Raw genomic sequence first — 16,174 nt, 5'->3', positions numbered from 1 at the left:
AGCCGCCCGCCGCCGCGCCGAGCGCGATGCCGAGATTGGCGGCCGAGATGTTCAGCGCGGCCGCGAGGCGCGGCGTGCGCGCCGCGGCACGGGTGACGCGCAATTGGCAGATGACGAACCCCGCCGCATGCGCGGCACCCCAGGCCGCGAGCAGGGGCGTGAGCGCCAGCGGCGGCAGCGGCATCCCCTGGAGTACCAGGCCCGGCAGCGCGATCACCGCCGCGACCCCGGCGGCGGCGGTGCCGGCAGCGCGGCCGGCGGCATGGCCGGCGAGCGCATTACCGGCGAGCCCCGCGATGCCGAAGAGCAGCAGCCAGCCGCCGATCGCCGCGCCGTCCTGTCCAGCGGCGCCGAGGATCGTGCCGAGATAGGCATAGGTGCAGAACATGGCCGCGAATTGCAGCAGCGACAGCAGCAGGTGCAGGGCGACGGCCGGCTCCGCCGCCACCCGGAGCTGATCGCCGATGCCTGCCTGCGGCGCCGCCTGCAGCCGGAGCCGCGGCAGCGCCGCGATGGCGGCGATGGCCGCCGTCGCCAGGCCGCCCAGCAGCAGCAGGGGCGCGGCCCAGCCCGCGGCCGCCGCGATGGCGACGCCGCCGGGCACGCCGAGCAGGCCGCCGACGGTGACGCCGAGATAGATGCGCGCAATCGCCCGGTCGTCGCGCCCGAGCAGCCGCGACAGCACCTCGGAGGCGACGCCGATGAAGAGCGGCAGGGTCGCGCCCTGCGCCACCCGCAGCGCCTGGATCAGCAGCGGCTCCCGCAGCAGGGGCACCAGCAGGTTGGCCGCATAGGGCAGCAGCGCCAGCATCATCGCCCGATCGGCGCGGAGCCGCCGCGTGGCGATGGCGGCGACCGGCCCGAGCAGCGCGGAGCCGAGGGCGAAGCCGGTCACCAGCCAGCCCGCCCCCTGCGGCGTCAGCCCCGTTGCCTCCGCCATGGCGGGCGCCAGCCCGATGACCACGAATTCGACGGCGACGACGACCGCCGCGCCGAAGGCGAGCGCCCAGCCCTCTGAGGCCGGCGGGCGGGCGCCGCCGCCGGACGGGCGCCGCCGGGGCGTCACAGGTTGGCGCCGTTGTCGATGGTCCAGGCGGCACCCGTCACTGAACGCGCGCCGGGGGAGGCGAGGTGGGCGACGACATCCGCGACCTCCTCCGGCGCGGCATAGCCGGCGGGATTGGCCATCAGCGCGCGCTGGTCGGCGGCATGCGGCCCGTCGGCCGGGTTCATGTCGGTGTCGGTCGACCCCGGATGCACGACGTTGACGGTGATGCGCCGGGGGCCGAGCTCGCGCGCCAGCGCCTGGGTGAGGCCCGCGATGGCGGCCTTGCTGGTGCTGTAGAGGCTGAGGCCGGGCGTCGGCGCGCGCAGCGCCAGGTTGCTGCCGATCGAGACGATGCGCCCGCCATCCGGCATCACCGGCAGCACCGCCTGCACAGCCACGAAGGCGGCGCGGACGTTGATCGCCATGGTCCGGTCGAAATCCGCGGCCGAGAATTCCGCGATCGGCCCGGCATGGAAGATGCCGGCATTGTTGACGAGGATGTCGATGCGGCCGAGCGCCTCCGCCGCACGGCCGACGGCCGCCGCGACGGCGGCCGGATCGGCATTGTCGGCGCGGATCGCCAGCGCCTTGCCGCCCTGGCCCTCGATGGCGCGAACCACGGCTTCGGCCGCCGCGGCCCCGTTCACATAGGTGATGGCGACCGCCGCGCCATCCCGTGCCAGGCGGCGCGCGATGGCGGCGCCGATGCCGCGGCTGCCGCCGGTGACGAGGGCGGTCTTTTGGTCGAGAGGGCGCATCGCGTTTCCTTTCTGTGTCGATCAGCACAATATTCCTGCCTGTGCTTGCCCCGGCCGGTCAAGCGATTTATGTGTCGTGTGGTACAGAATTGGAGCGGCGGATGGAGAAGCGCGGCCGCCCCCGGGGCTTCGACCGAGAGGTCGCCCTGCGGCGGGCCATGGAGGTGTTCTGGGACAAGGGGTTCGAGGCAGCCTCGATGACCGATCTCACCCAGGCGATGGGCATCGCCTCGCCCAGCCTCTACGCCGCCTTCGGCAGCAAGGAGGCGCTGTTCCACGAAGCGGTCGCGCTCTACCAGGCGTGCGTCGGCGGCGAGATGTGGGATGCGCTGGAGCGGGAGCCCGCCATCGCCGATGCCATCGCCGCCTTCCTGGTGAACACCGCGCGGGCCTATTCCCGTGGCACCGGCCCGCGCGGCTGCCTGATCGTGCTCGGCGCGCGGCATGCGGGCGTGCCCGGCGACCCGGTCTCGGACGATCTGAAGCGGCGCCGCGCCCAGAACCTGGCCCGCCTCCGCGCCCGCTTCGACCGCGCGGTGGCGGAAGGGGAGCTGCCCGGCGATTTCGACTGCGCCGCCGCCGCCGCCTTCTATGCGACGCTCCAGCACGGCATGTCGCTGATGGCGCGCGACGGCGCCGATGCCGCGACGCTGGAGGCGATCGCGGCCGGCGGGCTCCGCGCTTTCGCGGGCCCGGCCTTCGCCGCATGATCCGGGCCGGGGTGAGGCCTGGCCCGCCGCCGGTTCCCGACGGCGGGCCGTTGCGCGATGCTGGCGCCTGATGCGTTCGCTTCCGCTCGCGCATCACGCTCCCAGGACTTTGTTTGATTGCGTGATTCAGACTTTCGGCCGAAGCGGCCTCCAGTCATCACGCTCCAGCGGCGCCGAGGCGCGGGAAGACAGCCGATGACGATGATCCGCACCTTCGGGGTGACAGCCTTGCTGCTCGGCCTGGCGGCCTGCGCCGATTCGGGCGGGCAGTCGTCTCTGCGGCCGGTGCCCGGGGCGGTGCCGGCATCGTCCGCGGCGCCCGGGGTCGCGGACCTCGTCGGCGCGCAGGCGACGGCGGGTGGTGCTGCCGCACTGGTCGAACGCGGCTATGTCATCGCGCGCCGGCAGGGGACGACGACGCGCTTCTGGTGGAACCGGGCGGCGCGAAGCTGCCTGAGTGTGGTCACCATCAATGGGCGCTACCGCGCGATCGATCCGGCCGCCCCCGCCGATTGCGGCCAGTAGAGCGTGATGACTGGAGGCCGGTTCGGCCGAAAGTCTGAATCATGGGATCAAACAAACTGCTCGAAGAGCGTGATGACTGGAGGCCGGTTCGGCCGAAAAGTCTGAATCACGCGATCAAACAAACTGCTCGAAGAGCGTGATGACGTGAGGCGGAAGCGCCTCAGCCGCCGGCGTCATGGACCAGGATGTTGATCAGCCGGCCGAAGGGGTCGCGCAGGTAGAAGCGCCGGACGCCCCAGGGCTCCCGCACCGGTCCGTATTCGATGGCGAGGCCCTGCGCCAGGGCGCGGCGATGCACCGCGTCCAGGTCGTCGACCTCGATCGAGAGGTCCGGCACCGCGGTGCCGGATCCGCCTTCGCGCGCGACACTGACCTGCGGCCGCGCGCTGCCTTCGGCGGCGAAGGTCACGATCCAGCCGTGATCCATCACCACCCGCATGCCGAGGAGATCTTCATAGAAGGCGCGCGCCTTCCCGACATCCGGCGTCGCGATATTGGCCACCACCCGGATCACCGCCATCATCCCCTCCCGCCCGTTGCCCCGATTCGGCGCAGGATCGGTGCTCTCCCCGCGCATGGAAAGCACCGCGCCCCGCCGCGGTCAGCGGGAGCCGCCCTCGACGGGCTCTGACGCTTGCAGCGAAGGGTCGCTGCCATCGGCGGTCGCAACGCGGTTGCGACCGGTGCTCTTCGCCGCATAGAGCGCCGCATCCGCCTCCCGCACCAGCACGCTGTCCTGGTCGCCGTGGCGGGGGCGCGCGACGGCGACGCCGATGCTGACAGTCACGCGGCCCTCCGGCCTGCCCTCATGCGGGATCGCGAGGCTCTCGACCCGGGCGCGCAGACGCTCCGCGACGCCGGCGGCGCCGACCGCATCGGTCTCCGGCAGCAGCACCGCGAATTCCTCGCCGCCATAGCGGGCGCCGGTATCCGCGGGGCGGCGCACCAGCAGCCGCACGCAGTCGGCGATGCTGCGCAGCACGTTGTCCCCCTCCAGATGCCCGTAATGGTCGTTGTAGAATTTGAAGTTGTCGGCATCGAGCAGCAGCAGCGCGATCGGGGTGCCGCTGCGGACGGCGCGCCGCCATTCCCGCTCCAGCGCCTCGTCGAACTGGCGCCGGTTGGCGAGGCCGGTCAGGCCATCGGTCGCCGCCAGCACCGCGAGCTTCCGGGCGGCCTGGGCCAGCGCCGTCTCGGCCCTGAAGCGGCGCAGCAGCTCGCGCCGGAACAGCAGGCTGAGCGCCACCGAGGCGCCGCAGAGGAAGATCAGGATGGCGCCGATGCCGAGCGCCTTGGTGCGCCAGGCCGCGTAGATGTCCTCGACCGAGGTGGCGACGGCCAGCATCAGCGGCAGGTTGCCGACGCGGCGGAAGTTGTACAGGCGCTCGACGCCGTCGATCGCCGCCCGGCCGACGAAGCTGCCGGAACCCTCCGCGGCGAAGCGCCGGAAATTCGCCGAGCCGCTCAGGTCGCGGTCGATGTCGGCGTCGTTGAAGGGATGGCGCGCGATGACGCGCCCATCCAGCCGGAACAAGGTCACCGAGCCGCCGGGACCGAGGTCGAGGCTGGCGAAGAGCTCCTGGAAATAGGCGATGCGGAGCGCGCCCATGACGATACCCGCGAACTGCCCGCCGGCATCGGGCAGGCGGCGGCTGATGGCGATGCTGACATCGCCCTGCCTGAGCCGGCTGCGATAGGGGCGGCTGACGAAGAGGCCGGCGTCCAGCCGGTCCCGCTGGGCCTGGAAATAATCCCGGTCGGCGAGGTTCAGCCGCGGCGGCAGGAGCGAGATGGAGGACTCTGTGACGTTGCCGTCGCGGTCGAGCACCAGGACCGAGCCCAGGAATTCCGCGGTGGCCGCGCGGTCGAACAGCGCCGTGCGGCGCACGCCGAGGCTGGCGTCGTCGAGGCCGGGCTGCTGCAGCGCCTCGATCACGCCCTGGAGCGAGAGATCATAGGCCGCGATGTTGCGCCCGATATCGCGTTCCAAGGTCAGGGCCAGGTTGTTGGCGGCCTGTTCTGCCCGGCGCCAGGCGTCGCGCCGCGCATCGAGCAGCAGGAGGCCGCCGAGCACCAGCATCGCGGCCGCGATGGCGATCCCGAGGGCGGTCAGCAGGCGGACGATGCGCGTCGGGGTTCTTGTCGATCCTGCGGTCGGGTCAGCCCCGCCATCCGTCCCGTCCATAGCCCCGCCTGCGCTGCGACGGCCAGGAGACTACACGGATGTCGCCATCCTGTTGATCCGGGCCGGAGGTACCTCACGCAGCAGTGGTATGCATGGATGCGGACGCGTTGTTCCACATCGGGATCGCAGATTGCAGATGCCGGGTGCCGTGAATGGCACAGGTTGAGACCACCGCGGAGCCGAGCAGCGATTACCGCAAGCGAAGCCTGATCGCCTATGCGGGAGGCAAGTTTACATATTATTTTCCTGATTGGAATAGGATGCGAGGCGGTCGAGCATAATGCGCAAGAAGCGCGGAAATATTATGCCAGAATGCATGCGATTGTTCTATCCAATTCCTGGTATCCTGGCCCGGTTGGACCTCCTGCAGAGGATTGAGGGAAGCACTCGTGCGGCCTTCTCTCGGTAGTGCTTCCGGGACCGGGGATTCGCCGCAGGACGGCACTCGCCGCGCGGCGCGCCGGCTGGTGCTTGCCGGCCTCGCGATCTTCGCCGTCGCCTGCATTGCTGCCCTGCTGCTCCTGTCGAACCAGCGCCGGCATGTGCTGTGGGACACGGAGCGGGAACTCGCCAACCAGGCGCTGCTGCTGGCGAGCTTCACCGACAACAGCTTTCGCTCGGTCGAGCTGGTGCAGGATGACCTGGCCAGGATCATCGGCGACCTCGGCATGCGAAGCGTCGAGGAGTTCAATGAACGGCTTGCCAGCCGCGCGATCCACCAGGAACTGCAAGCCCGTGTCGCCGCCCTGCCGCTGATCGAGGCGGTCTTCCTCACCAACGCCCACGGGCTGACGATCGCCTCCACCCGGGCTTGGCCGCAGCCGGCCTTCTCGATCGCGGATCGGCCGCATTTCCGGGTGCTGCTCGACAACCCCGACCTCGACAGCTATCTGGCGCCACCGGCGCGCAACGTGCAGACCGGGACCTGGAACCTCTATATCACGCGCCGCATCCGCTCGGCGGAGGGGCACTTCCTCGGCATCGTGGGCGTCGGCCTCAGCCTGCCCCGGCTGGAGGAGTTCCTTGGCCTCGTCCTGCCCGGACCAGGCGCCAGCATCGCGATCTGGCGCCGGGACGGCTACCTGCTGGCGCGCTCGCCCCCGGTCCGCGACGTCATCGGATCCCGGATGGAGGACGTCGCCGCCGCTTTCCAGGCCATGCTCGCGCGGTCCGACAACGGCGTCAGCCGGCGGGTCGGTGCGATCGACGGCGAGGAGCGCATTTTTGCGGTGCGCGTGCTCACCAGCTATCCGGTGGTGGTTGCTGTCACCCGGACGGTCGCCGAAGGGCTGGCGCACTGGCGGCGAGAGGTGGCCCAGGTCCTGGCGGCGCTGGCCTGCCTCGCCGCCGGGATCGCCGTGACCGTCCTGCTGCGCATCCGCCAGCTCCGCGGGCGGCACCTTTTGGAGCAGGCGCGCACCGAGCTGCGCGTGCTGGCGAGCCAGCGGCGCGCCGAGGCAATCATCGCCCATCTCGCGCATCATGATGCGCTGACCGGGCTCGCAAACCGGGTGCTGCTCCGCACCCGCCTCGACGAGGCGATGGCCCGCGTCCGGCGTGGAGAGACCTGCGCAGTGCTCTGCCTCGACCTCGACAATTTCAAGGACGTCAACGACACGCTCGGGCATCCGGTCGGCGACCAACTGCTGCAGGCGGTCACCGAACGCCTGCGCGCCAATATGCGAGAGGTGGACACGGTCGCCCGGCTCGGCGGCGACGAATTCGCGGTGGTGCAGGTCGCGCTGAGCCAGGGCAGCGATGCCGGGTTGCTGGCCCAGAGGCTGATCGAGAGCCTTGGCGCGCCCTACGACATCGACGGTCACCACATCGTCGCGGGCGTCAGCGTCGGCATCGCGCTGGCGCCGCATGATGGGCTCGATCCCGACCAGCTCCTGCGCCATGCCGACCTGGCGCTCTACCGCGCCAAGGCGGCGGGGCGCGGCTGCTTCCGCTACTACGAGCCGGAGATGAACGCGCATGCGCAGCTCCGGCGGCTGCTGCAGCTCGACCTGCAGCGCGCGCTGAAGGCGAATGAGTTCGTGCTGCACTACCAGCCGCAGGTCGACCTCAGGACCGGCGGGGTGACGGGGTTCGAGGCGCTGCTGCGCTGGCACCATCCGGAACGTGGCCTGATCACGCCCGAGCGCTTCATCCCGCTGGCCGAGGAGACGCGCGCCATCGTGCCGCTCGGCGAATGGGTGCTGCGCCAGGCCTGCGCGGAAGCGTCGCGCTGGCCCGGCGGGCAGAAGGTCGCGGTCAACCTCTCGCCCATCCAGTTCGCGCATGGCCATCTGCCCAGTATGGTCGCGACGGCGCTCCGGCTCTCCGGCCTAGCCCCGGCGCGGCTGGAGCTCGAGATCACCGAGATGGTGCTGCTGAGCGACACCGAAGCGACGCTGGCCGCACTGCATGAACTCCAGGCACTCGGCGTGTCGATCGCGCTCGACGATTTCGGCACCGGCTATGCCTCGCTCGGGTACCTGCAGCGCTTTCCCTTCGATCGGGTGAAGATCGACCGCAGCTTCATCCGCCGGCTCGGCCATTCGCGGGAGAGCGATGCGATCGTGCGCTCGGTCATCGAGCTTTGCGCCGCGATCAACATGGCGACGACGGCCGAGGGCGTGGAGACGGAGGAGCAGTGCCGGATCCTGCGCGCCGGCGGCTGCACGGCGGCGCAGGGCTACCTGTTCGGCCGCCCGAGCGCCACGATCGACGCAGCAGCACTCCAGCAGAGCTGAGCGAGCCTCAGCGTCAGGCGCTGCCGCCGGCCAGCAGCTTCCTGATCTCGGCATCGAGCTGCTCGCGCCGGTAGGGCTTGCCGAGGCGCGGCAGGTCGATCTTCTCCCCGGCCGGCAGCTCGGCATAGCCGGTCGCGAGCAGCACCGGCAGGTCCGGGTGCATGGCGCGGGCCGCCTCCGCCAGTTGCGCGCCGGTCATCTTGGGCATGGAGTAGTCGGTGATCAGCAGGTCGACACCGTCCTCCCGCTGCAGGATCTCCAGCGCCTGCTTGCCCGAGGAGGCCTCCAGCACCTCATGCCCGAGATGGCTCAGCATCATCGCCGTCGTCATCGCGATCAGCGGGTCGTCGTCGACCACGAGGATCCTGTGCTTCTCCGCGGCGGCGGGCGCGGCGGCCGGCGGCGGCGGCGCCGCTGCCTCCGGCGCCTCCGCCTCCGGCTGGTCTGCCGCCGCCGCGATCGGCAGCCACAGCTCGGCCCGCGTCCCGCGCCCGACCTCGCTCGTGAGCCGCAGCGCGCCGCGGAGCTGAATCGCGAGGCCATGGATCATGGACAGCCCGAGGCCGGTGCCCTTGCCGAGCTCCTTGGTCGTGAAGAAGGGCTCCGTCGCCTTCTTGAGGGTCTCGGCGTCCATGCCATGTCCGGAATCGATCACCACCAGGCGCGTGTACTGGCCGGCCGGCAGGTCGCCATCTCCCGTGGCCTTGGCGCTGTCGATCCGGATCCTGAGGGTGCCGCCCTCGGGCATCGCATCCCGCGCGTTGACGACGAGGTTCAGCAGCGCGAGCTCGATCTGGTTGACATCCACCATCACCGGCGGCGACCGGATCGGCAGGTCCAGCCGCAGCTCGACCGCGTCGCCGATCGAACGCGCCAGAAGATCGGTCATGCCGCGGACCAGGTCGACGAGGTTGGTCGGCACGAGCTGGAGATCCTGCCGGCGCGCGAAGGCGAGCAGCCGCTGGGTCAATGCGGCGCCGCGCTGCGCGCCCTGCGATGCGATGTCGATCAGCCGCTCCCCGTCGGGATTGCCCGCGACATGCCGGCGCAGCAGGTCGAGATTGGAGAGGACGGCCATCAGCAGGTTGTTGAAGTCATGCGCGACGCCCCCGGTGAGCTGGCCGATCATCTCCATCTTCTGCGCCTGCCGAAGCTGCTCCTCCGCACGTTCCCGATGCGCGATCTGGGTCAGCATCGCGGCATGCGCCCGTTCCAGCTCGGCGGTGCGCTCGGCGACCCGCTCCTCCAGCGTCTCGTTGCTCCGCCGGAGCTGGCCGTCGGCGTCCTTGCGCTCCGTGATGTCGGAGGAGACGCCGACCAGCCGCCCCCGGCCGCCATGCCCGTCCCGCACCAGGCGGGCGCGGATATCCGCCCAGCGGATGCTGCCGTCGGGCCAGGCCACGCGGAACTCCATCGCGAGATCGGCATCGGGCGCGAGCTCGCCGCGGATCGCGTCCTCGACGCGCCGGCGATCCTCGGGATGGATGCAGCGGATGAGGTCGGCGAACGAGAGCGCATCGTCCGGGCCGCGCCCGAACAGCGCCTTGCAGGTCGCCGAGGCGCTCAGCGCCATGGTCGCGAGGTCGATCTGCCAGGACCCCAGGCGTCCCGCGAGGAGTGCGGTGCGAAGCTGCTGCTCGCTCTCGCGCAGCTCCTCGATCCGCGCCCGCGCCTCGTATTGCCGCTGCCGCCCCTTGAGCGCGGTGCGCGCGACGCTGACGAAGGTGCGCGGGTGGAAGGGGCGCTCGAGGAAGCTCACATTGCCGAACAGCTCGGCCAGCCGCTCCGCGGAGGCTTCGCGCGGCGATGCGCTTTCCCGGCGCGTCAGCACGATGAAGGGCAGGTCGGACCAGGCCGGCTGGGCCGCGAGGGTGGCGGCGATGCCGCGCAGGTCGGCCTGGCGGAGCGCTTCCTCCGCCACGATAGCGAAGCAGGTGTCCTCGTCGAGCGCCTGCTCGAAGGCGGCAAGGTCGGTGCAGAGCAGGGCCGCGATGCCCGCGCCGCGCAGCAGCTCCTCCGCCACCGCCGCATCGCGGCCCTGTGGCGTCAGGATCAGCGCGCGTCGGGCAGCGGTTGTGTTAATGGCCGTCGTCCATGGTCTCGGTTGCCTGGAGCATGGCGTTCGCGGTGAAGATCGGCACGCCGCGCAGCACGCCCTGGAAGTCGTGCAAAGGCTCGCCCAGGCTGATGCCGCGGTCGCCGAAGCGGAATTCACGAATGCTCGTCTCGTGGTGGCCGGTGCGCTTCTTGATGACGGAGACGGCGCGCCGGACATTGCCCATCGCCTCGAAGTAGCGCAGCAGGATGACCGTGTCGGCGAGGTAGGTGATGTCGACCGGCGTCCGCATGTCACCCACGAGGCCGTGCTGCGCGACGGTCAGGAAGGTCGTCGCACCCTGCCGGTTCAGGTATTGCAGCAGCTCGTGGATATGCAGGATCAGCGCATTCTCCTCGGGCATCGCGGCCTGGTAGCCGTTCAGGCTGTCGATCAGCACGGTCCTGGCGCCGAGATGCGCGACGCGCTGGCGGACGCGGTGGGCGAATTCGCCGGGGGACAGCTCGGCGGCGTCGACCTGTTCGATCTGCAGCGACCCCGCTTCGCGCATCGCCTCCAGGTCGAAGCCGAGGGCGCGCGTCCGGTCGAACAGCAGGCCGAGCTCCTCGTCGAAGACGAAGAGCGCGGCCTTCTCGCCCCGGCGCACCGCGGCCACCAGGAACTGCAAGGCGAAGGTGCTCTTGCCGGTACCGGCCGGGCCGAGCACCAGCGTGCTGGACCCCTGCTCGATGCCGCCGCCGAGCAGCGCATCGAGGCTGGCGATGCCGCTGCTCATCCGCTGGCGCGTGAAGGGCTTGCGGTGCTCGGAGGCGACCAGGCGCGGAAACACGGTGACGCCGCCCTTGCGGATGACGAAGTCATGGTAGCCACCGCGGAAGGACTGCCCGCGATACTTGCCGATCCTGAGGCGCCGCCGCTCCGTCCCATAGGCCGGGGCCAGCTCCTCGAGCCGGATCACGCCGTGCACCAGGCTGTGCACGGTCTTGTCCATGGCGTCGGAGGTGAGGTCGTCGAGCAGCAGCACGGTCGCGCCGTGGCGGGCGAAGTAGTGGCGCAGCATCAGGATCTGCCGGCGGTAGCGGAGCGAACCCTGGGCGAGCAGGCGGATCTCCGACAGGCTGTCGAGCACGATCCGGTCCGGCCGCACCCGTTCGAAGGCTTCGAGGATCCGCTTGACCGTCTCCCCGAGCTCGAGGTCCGAGGCATAGAGCAGGCTCTGCTGCTGGCCGGCATCGAGCAGGCTTTCGGGCGGCGCCACCTCGAAGACCTCGATATTGCCGTTGATCTCCCAGCCATGGGATGCGGCGCCGTCGCGCAGCTCCTGCTCGGTCTCCGAGAGGGTGATGTAGAGGCCGCGCTCGCCGGCCCTGGCGCCGGCGAGCAGGAAGCTCAGCGCCATGGTGGTCTTGCCGGTGCCGGGATTGCCTTCGAGGAGGAACACATGGCCTGGGGCCAGGCCACCCGAGAGGATGTCGTCCAGGCCGTCGACGCCCGTGCTGGCCTTCCGGCTGGTCTGCTTGGCATCCATGGAAGCTCTCCGGTTCTCCTCGTCATGCCCGCGCGGGACGGCGCCGGGACGTTCGGGCGACAGGGGGCCGCTCCTTGCGGGACCTCAACGTGTTCTGCTTGGGCGGGGTTTCCTCACGCGCGGGGGAGGGCGCCGCCGCGCGCCCAGGCTTTGTTAACCTGGCGCTGGCTAGCCTTGTATCCAGGCGCCGGGATGCGATGGCAGCGGCGCCGCCATCCGTTGGCCCCCGACGACGGAACGCCGCGTGACGCTGCCAGGGCGAGGTTCCGCAATGCCGATGGCCAAGGCCTACAGGATCATCACCGTCGACGGTTACGGCGGTAACCTGACCTATCTTCTGGTCGAACTCTGCGAGGATGGCGTGACCGAGCGCATCCTGCCGCTCTCCTACCGGACCGCCGCCGAGGCGGAGCAGGTGAAGGGGGCGCTGGAGCGCGACGACGCGATCGACGCCGCCCTGCCGCTGCCGGCGGGACCCGAGGCGGGCGGCTGGCGGGCGGCGCGCTGAGGGACCGGTGCCCTCAGCCGCGCGCGCGGGCGGTGGCAAGCAAGGCCTCCAGCTCCGCCTTGAGGGCTGCTTCCCCGATCGGCTTGCGCAGGAACCGGCAATCCTTGAAGCGCTCGGGGAGGTCGGACCTCTCGAAGCCGCTGTAGAAGGCGAAGGGGATACCGAGCTCCGTCAGGCGGTCGGCGATCGGCAGGCTGCTTTCCCGACTGAGGACGGTGTCGATCAGGGCGGCATCCGGCGTCGCCGTCGCCAGGACGTCGGACGCATCGCTCACCGAATGCGCCGGGCCTAGTGTCTGGTAGCCGAGCCGGCGGAGGGAATGCGCCGTGGCTTCCGCGATCAGCCACTCATCCTCGAGCAGGAGAATCCGTGGTCCGTCGGCGGGCGCGGCTTCTGGCACGGGGGGCTCCTTCAAGCTGTGGTGATCGCACGGGCGGGCCGACAACTCCCCGCAGCGGCGATGGTTTCCGGCGGTCCTGCGATTATCCCCACGTTCCACCGTGCGCGGCGGCGGCCAGGGGCTGCTGCAGAGTTGAACGCGGCCTGCTGGCGCCGGGGCGCGGCGCACGGCACCCTGCCGGGACGGCGCGGCCGGCCGCGCGGCAGTCCCTGGGGGAGAGCGGCCATGGGTTTGATCTGGACCATCATCATCGGCTTCCTCGCCGGCATCGTCGCGAAGTGGATCATGCCGGGGAAGAACGAGCCCAGCGGCTTCATCCTGACGACGATCCTCGGCATCGTCGGCGCCATGGTCGCGACCTATCTCGGCCAGGCGATCGGCTGGTACCAGGCGGGGCAGGGGGCGGGTTTCATCGGCGCGGTGGTCGGCGCGCTGATCCTCCTCGCGATCTACGGCATGATCGCGAAGCGTTCCCAGGGCTGAGAGACCGGCGCGCGTCGTGCCAACCCGCATGGCGCGAGCGGACCAGACCGTCATCGATTTCCGCATCATCATCGAGCAGCCGGTGATCGGCGTGCTCCATAGCCTGCAGGCAAAGGATGAACTGCCGCTCGATCCGAAATACTCGCGTGAGGGCGAGCCGCTCGTGTTTGATTTCCCTGTCCGGGTAGGACCGGGTCCCAAGTTCTTGGGCGATCAGGTGCGTCGCGAAGGTCCGGAGCGCCGGTTCGTCTATATCCGCGTCGGCCAATTGGCCGGTGACCCATCCTCACCCTGGTCCCGTCGCATGAAGATCGACATCCACGATATCGAAAATGACCTGCTGGACCGGGCGGCGAGTACCGGTGGCGTCATCGAGACAAGGGTCGGCGGCACGGGCATGGACGGCACGCCCGCCTGCGCCACTGTGCGGCCGACGGCGCGGCGTATCGCCGAGCATTGACGTTCTGGCCTGCTGTCGCGGCGTTCCCGCAGGCCTGGGAGCGTATCCCAGGGCCGGTTCGGGGCGGACGCCTCGTCGAACCACCGGAGTCAGGAGGGCAGCGTGAAATCGCCGACAGTGAGGGTCATGGACGCGGCCGATGAAGATCCGGCGGTCGAGACGGTCGTGCTGGCGTTTGCAGCGGATCCCATGGCGCGATGGACCTGGCCGCAGGCACACCAGTACCTTGCGGCCATGCCGCGCATGGCCCGCGCGTTCGGGGGCAGGGCATTCTCCAACAGAAGCGCCTTTTGCACCGACGGCTACGCCGGGACGGCGCTGTGGCTGCCGCCCGGGGTGCATGCGGACGAGGAAGGGCTTGGTGCGGTGGTCGAGACCACGGTCGCGCCCTCCATTGCCGCCGAAGCCGCGGCCATATTCGAGCAGATGGCCAAGTACCACCCGACCGAACCGCATTGGTACCTGCCCCTGATCGGCGTCGACCCGGCGCATCAAGGCGAAGGTCACGGCGATGCCTTGATGGCGTTCGCACTCGCGCAGTGCGATCGCGATCACGCGCCGGCCTATCTGGAATCCTCGAACCCGCGCAACATACCGTTCTACGGGCGCCACGGCTTCGAGCCGCTCGGCGCGATCCAGGTCGGTTCGTCGCCGACCCTCGTCCCGATGCTGCGGCCGCCGCGCTAAGCCCGGGAAAAGAGGTGCTCAGGCACGAAGCTCCTGCGCGATGGCGAGGCTGGCAAGCCGGGCCGTGGCGTGCAGGCGATCCAGGCTGTGACCCTCACGGGCCATGCTGGAGAGGCCGGTCATCACAGTGACCACATAGTCGGCCAAGCGCCCGGCCGCCTCCGGGTGGGTGGCGGCGACGAAACGGCGGAGGGTGTCCTCGGCGGCGGCGGTCAGAGCGCGGGCGGCTTCCCGCGCCGCGGGGTCGTTGCAGCGGGCGCCTTCGATGGCGAGGCAGCCGGCGGCAGCAGGCTCGCCTCCGGCAGGGTCCGCGGCGTAGCGGCGGGCGGACTCCTCGAGTACCTCGGCGAGGGCTTCGGCAACGGGGCGCCCGGGGCGCAGGATCTCGGTCAAGGGGACACCCTCGGCGGCCGTGTAGCGGCCGAGGATGCGGGCGTAGAGGCCGGCCTTGCTGCCGAAGGCGGCGTAGAAGCTGGGCGGGTTGATGCCGAGCGCCTCCGTGAGGTCGGCGACGCTGACGGCATCGTAGCCGCGGGCGTGAAAGAGGCGTTGGGCGGTGGCGACGGCCTGCTCCGGGTCGAAGCGGCGGGGGCGGCCGCGGGGGCGCGGAGAATTTGTAGTCATCAGTACAAAATGCCTTGACGGAGCCTTCGAAAGATTTATGTAGCGGCCACTAGGTTGATCCTCAAGGAGGGCCTGATGGCCGATTTTCAGGGTAAGTCCATTCTCGTGCTCGGCGGCAGCCGGGGGATCGGGGCGGCGATCGTGCGGCGCTTCGCGGGGGAGGGCGCGGCCGTGACCTTCACCTATGCCGGTTCAAAGGAGGCGGCGGAGCGGCTGGCGGCCGAAACGGGCGCCACGGCGGTGGTGACGGACAGCGCGGATCGGGATGCGGTGATCGCGCGGGTGCGGGAGAGCGGGCCACTGGACGTGCTGGTGGTGAATGCGGGGGTTGGCGCCTTCGGCGATCCGCTCGAGCAGGACCCGGACGCGGTGGACCGGCTGATCCGCATCAACGTGAACGCCCCCTACCACGCGGCGGTCGAGGCGGCACGGCGGATGCCGGAGGGCGGGCGGATCATCGTGATCGGCTCCGTCAACGGCGACCGGATCCCGTTCCCGGGCCTGTCGGCCTACGCGATGAGCAAGTCGGCGCTGCAGGGCATGGCGCGCGGGCTGGCACGGGATTTCGGGCCGCGCGGGATCACGGTGAACGTCGTACAGCCCGGGCCCATCGACACGGACCTGAACCCGGCGGATGGGCCGATGAAGGACATCCAGCACGCCGTCATGGCCATCAAGCGCCACGGGCGGCCAGAGGACGTGGCGGGGATGGTGGCCTGGCTGGCGGGGCCGGAGGCGGGCTTCGTGACCGGCGCCATGCACACGATCGACGGCGGCTTCGGCGCCTGATCAGGCGGGGCATGGGGCCACTGGTGGCCCCGGCCAGGCTCTCTCTGGAGCGTGATGACTTGAGGCGGAATCGCCGAAAAGCCTGAATCCGAGCTCGGCGATGGCTTCCCGCCGCGCGCGCAGCACGGCCTGGCTGAGCGCCGTATCCGGCGCCCCGCTGCCGGTGGCGCCGGTCGCACTGGCGACGACGCGCTGGCGCAGCGCGTCGAGCCCCGCGACCAGGCCGCGATCCGGCACCGCGAGGCCGGCGGCGGCTGCGCCGGCGGTGACGGCTTCGATGCGCTGGTGGGTGAGGTTGGCGGCCTGGCGCAGCATGCGGGCATCGCCGCGGCGGGTGAGGGCGGCGGCGCTGAGATCGGCACTCTCCTCCGCGAGCAGGGTCTGCGCCTGCATGGAGGTGCGGAGCGCCTCGGCGACGGCTTCGGCGCCCTGGGCGCGTTGCAGCCCCTGCCAGGCGTTCCAGGCGACCCAGCCCGAGCCGAGCAATCCCGGCGCCGCGACCACCGCGAAGCCGATGAGGAGAACCTTGGTGATGCGCACGAGCGATCGTCCCGGAGCTGAGAAGCGCCGGGAGGACTACAGCGGGGTACTTGACGCGGGCTTAACGCGCGACGCCGAACGCGGCCCTGCGGCGTGCCACAAGCCCGATGCGAGCAGTTAAGCAGGGATCTGTGA

The 16,174-nt window shown here is 70.7% G+C and carries 17 protein-coding genes; 8 read left to right on the top strand and 9 right to left on the bottom strand.

Annotation, left to right across the window (positions count from 1 at the left end; genetic code table 11):
- Together GXW71_RS29945 and GXW71_RS29940 are read right to left on the bottom strand one after the other, a co-directional pair.
- On the bottom strand, nucleotides 1-1,066 hold a 1,066-nt coding region (locus tag GXW71_RS29945), incomplete at its 3' end, for an MFS transporter (RefSeq protein WP_211856389.1).
- Entirely contained in the window at nucleotides 1,063-1,806 is a 744-nt protein-coding gene (locus tag GXW71_RS29940; protein ID WP_211856388.1) for an SDR family NAD(P)-dependent oxidoreductase, read from the bottom strand. The genes GXW71_RS29945 and GXW71_RS29940, both read right to left, overlap by 4 nt.
- A gap of 101 nt (nucleotides 1,807-1,907) precedes the next feature.
- On the opposite strand from GXW71_RS29940, the gene GXW71_RS29935 reads away from it, so the two are divergent.
- On the top strand, nucleotides 1,908-2,516 hold the full coding sequence (locus tag GXW71_RS29935) for a TetR/AcrR family transcriptional regulator (protein WP_211856387.1): 609 nt from the start codon (nucleotides 1,908-1,910) through the stop codon (nucleotides 2,514-2,516).
- A gap of 195 nt (nucleotides 2,517-2,711) precedes the next feature.
- A complete protein-coding gene (locus GXW71_RS29930; protein WP_211856386.1) occupies nucleotides 2,712-3,041 on the top strand; it encodes a hypothetical protein in 330 nt (109 codons plus the stop codon).
- Between the two features lie 160 nt (nucleotides 3,042-3,201).
- On the opposite strand, the gene GXW71_RS29925 is transcribed toward GXW71_RS29930, so the two are convergent.
- Both GXW71_RS29925 and GXW71_RS29920 read right to left on the bottom strand, forming a co-directional pair.
- The gene (locus tag GXW71_RS29925) at nucleotides 3,202-3,618 is read right to left on the bottom strand and encodes a VOC family protein (protein ID WP_246527019.1); all 417 of its coding nucleotides are present in this window, start codon (nucleotides 3,616-3,618) and stop codon (nucleotides 3,202-3,204) included.
- 24 nt (nucleotides 3,619-3,642) lie between these two features.
- The gene (locus GXW71_RS29920) at nucleotides 3,643-5,226 is read right to left on the bottom strand and encodes a GGDEF domain-containing protein (protein WP_211856385.1); all 1,584 of its coding nucleotides are present in this window, start codon (nucleotides 5,224-5,226) and stop codon (nucleotides 3,643-3,645) included.
- Nucleotides 5,227-5,615: 389 nt separating this feature from the next.
- Between GXW71_RS29920 and GXW71_RS29915 the strand changes: the two genes are divergently transcribed.
- Entirely contained in the window at nucleotides 5,616-7,964 is a 2,349-nt protein-coding gene (locus tag GXW71_RS29915) for a putative bifunctional diguanylate cyclase/phosphodiesterase (protein WP_211856384.1), read from the top strand.
- Between the two features lie 13 nt (nucleotides 7,965-7,977).
- On the opposite strand, the gene GXW71_RS29910 is transcribed toward GXW71_RS29915, so the two are convergent.
- Nucleotides 7,978-9,987, bottom strand: coding sequence for a hybrid sensor histidine kinase/response regulator (locus GXW71_RS29910; RefSeq protein ID WP_211856383.1), 2,010 nt, complete (start codon nucleotides 9,985-9,987; stop codon nucleotides 7,978-7,980).
- Between the two features lie 55 nt (nucleotides 9,988-10,042).
- Complete coding sequence (locus tag GXW71_RS29905) at nucleotides 10,043-11,548, bottom strand: ATPase domain-containing protein (RefSeq protein ID WP_211856382.1); 1,506 nt, start codon at nucleotides 11,546-11,548, stop codon at nucleotides 10,043-10,045.
- A gap of 277 nt (nucleotides 11,549-11,825) precedes the next feature.
- Between GXW71_RS29905 and GXW71_RS29900 the strand changes: the two genes are divergently transcribed.
- Nucleotides 11,826-12,056 carry a hypothetical protein gene (locus tag GXW71_RS29900; protein WP_211856381.1) on the top strand — a complete coding sequence of 77 codons (231 nt, stop codon included), beginning with the start codon at nucleotides 11,826-11,828 and terminating at the stop codon, nucleotides 12,054-12,056.
- 13 nt (nucleotides 12,057-12,069) lie between these two features.
- On the opposite strand, the gene GXW71_RS29895 is transcribed toward GXW71_RS29900, so the two are convergent.
- Nucleotides 12,070-12,456, bottom strand: coding sequence for a response regulator (locus GXW71_RS29895; protein WP_211856380.1), 387 nt, complete (start codon nucleotides 12,454-12,456; stop codon nucleotides 12,070-12,072).
- 225 nt (nucleotides 12,457-12,681) lie between these two features.
- Between GXW71_RS29895 and GXW71_RS29890 the strand changes: the two genes are divergently transcribed.
- The 3 genes from GXW71_RS29890 (at nucleotide 12,682) to GXW71_RS35560 (ending at nucleotide 14,086) form a co-directional block, all read left to right on the top strand.
- Nucleotides 12,682-12,939, top strand: coding sequence for a GlsB/YeaQ/YmgE family stress response membrane protein (locus GXW71_RS29890; protein ID WP_211856379.1), 258 nt, complete (start codon nucleotides 12,682-12,684; stop codon nucleotides 12,937-12,939).
- A gap of 16 nt (nucleotides 12,940-12,955) precedes the next feature.
- Nucleotides 12,956-13,399 (top strand): DUF5990 family protein, encoded by a 444-nt coding sequence (locus GXW71_RS29885; protein WP_211856378.1) that lies wholly within the window; start codon nucleotides 12,956-12,958, stop codon nucleotides 13,397-13,399.
- 102 nt (nucleotides 13,400-13,501) lie between these two features.
- Nucleotides 13,502-14,086 (top strand): GNAT family N-acetyltransferase, encoded by a 585-nt coding sequence (locus tag GXW71_RS35560; protein WP_211856377.1) that lies wholly within the window; start codon nucleotides 13,502-13,504, stop codon nucleotides 14,084-14,086.
- 18 nt (nucleotides 14,087-14,104) lie between these two features.
- Here GXW71_RS35560 and GXW71_RS29875 read toward each other — a convergent pair whose 3' ends face one another.
- Entirely contained in the window at nucleotides 14,105-14,710 is a 606-nt protein-coding gene (locus GXW71_RS29875) for a TetR/AcrR family transcriptional regulator (protein ID WP_211856376.1), read from the bottom strand.
- 75 nt (nucleotides 14,711-14,785) lie between these two features.
- On the opposite strand from GXW71_RS29875, the gene bdcA reads away from it, so the two are divergent.
- The gene (gene bdcA, locus GXW71_RS29870) at nucleotides 14,786-15,499 is read left to right on the top strand and encodes an SDR family oxidoreductase (protein WP_211856375.1); all 714 of its coding nucleotides are present in this window, start codon (nucleotides 14,786-14,788) and stop codon (nucleotides 15,497-15,499) included.
- On the opposite strand, the gene GXW71_RS29865 is transcribed toward bdcA, so the two are convergent.
- Nucleotides 15,500-16,039 (bottom strand): hypothetical protein, encoded by a 540-nt coding sequence (locus GXW71_RS29865; RefSeq protein WP_211856374.1) that lies wholly within the window; start codon nucleotides 16,037-16,039, stop codon nucleotides 15,500-15,502. It lies immediately after the preceding gene.
- Between the last annotated feature and the right edge of the window lie 135 nt (nucleotides 16,040-16,174).

Origin of the sequence: Plastoroseomonas hellenica (assembly GCF_018129085.1) — a bacterium.
In the GTDB taxonomy this organism is placed as follows: Bacteria; Pseudomonadota; Alphaproteobacteria; order Acetobacterales; family Acetobacteraceae; genus Plastoroseomonas; species Plastoroseomonas hellenica.
This window is presented reverse-complemented; position numbering and strand designations above follow the sequence as displayed.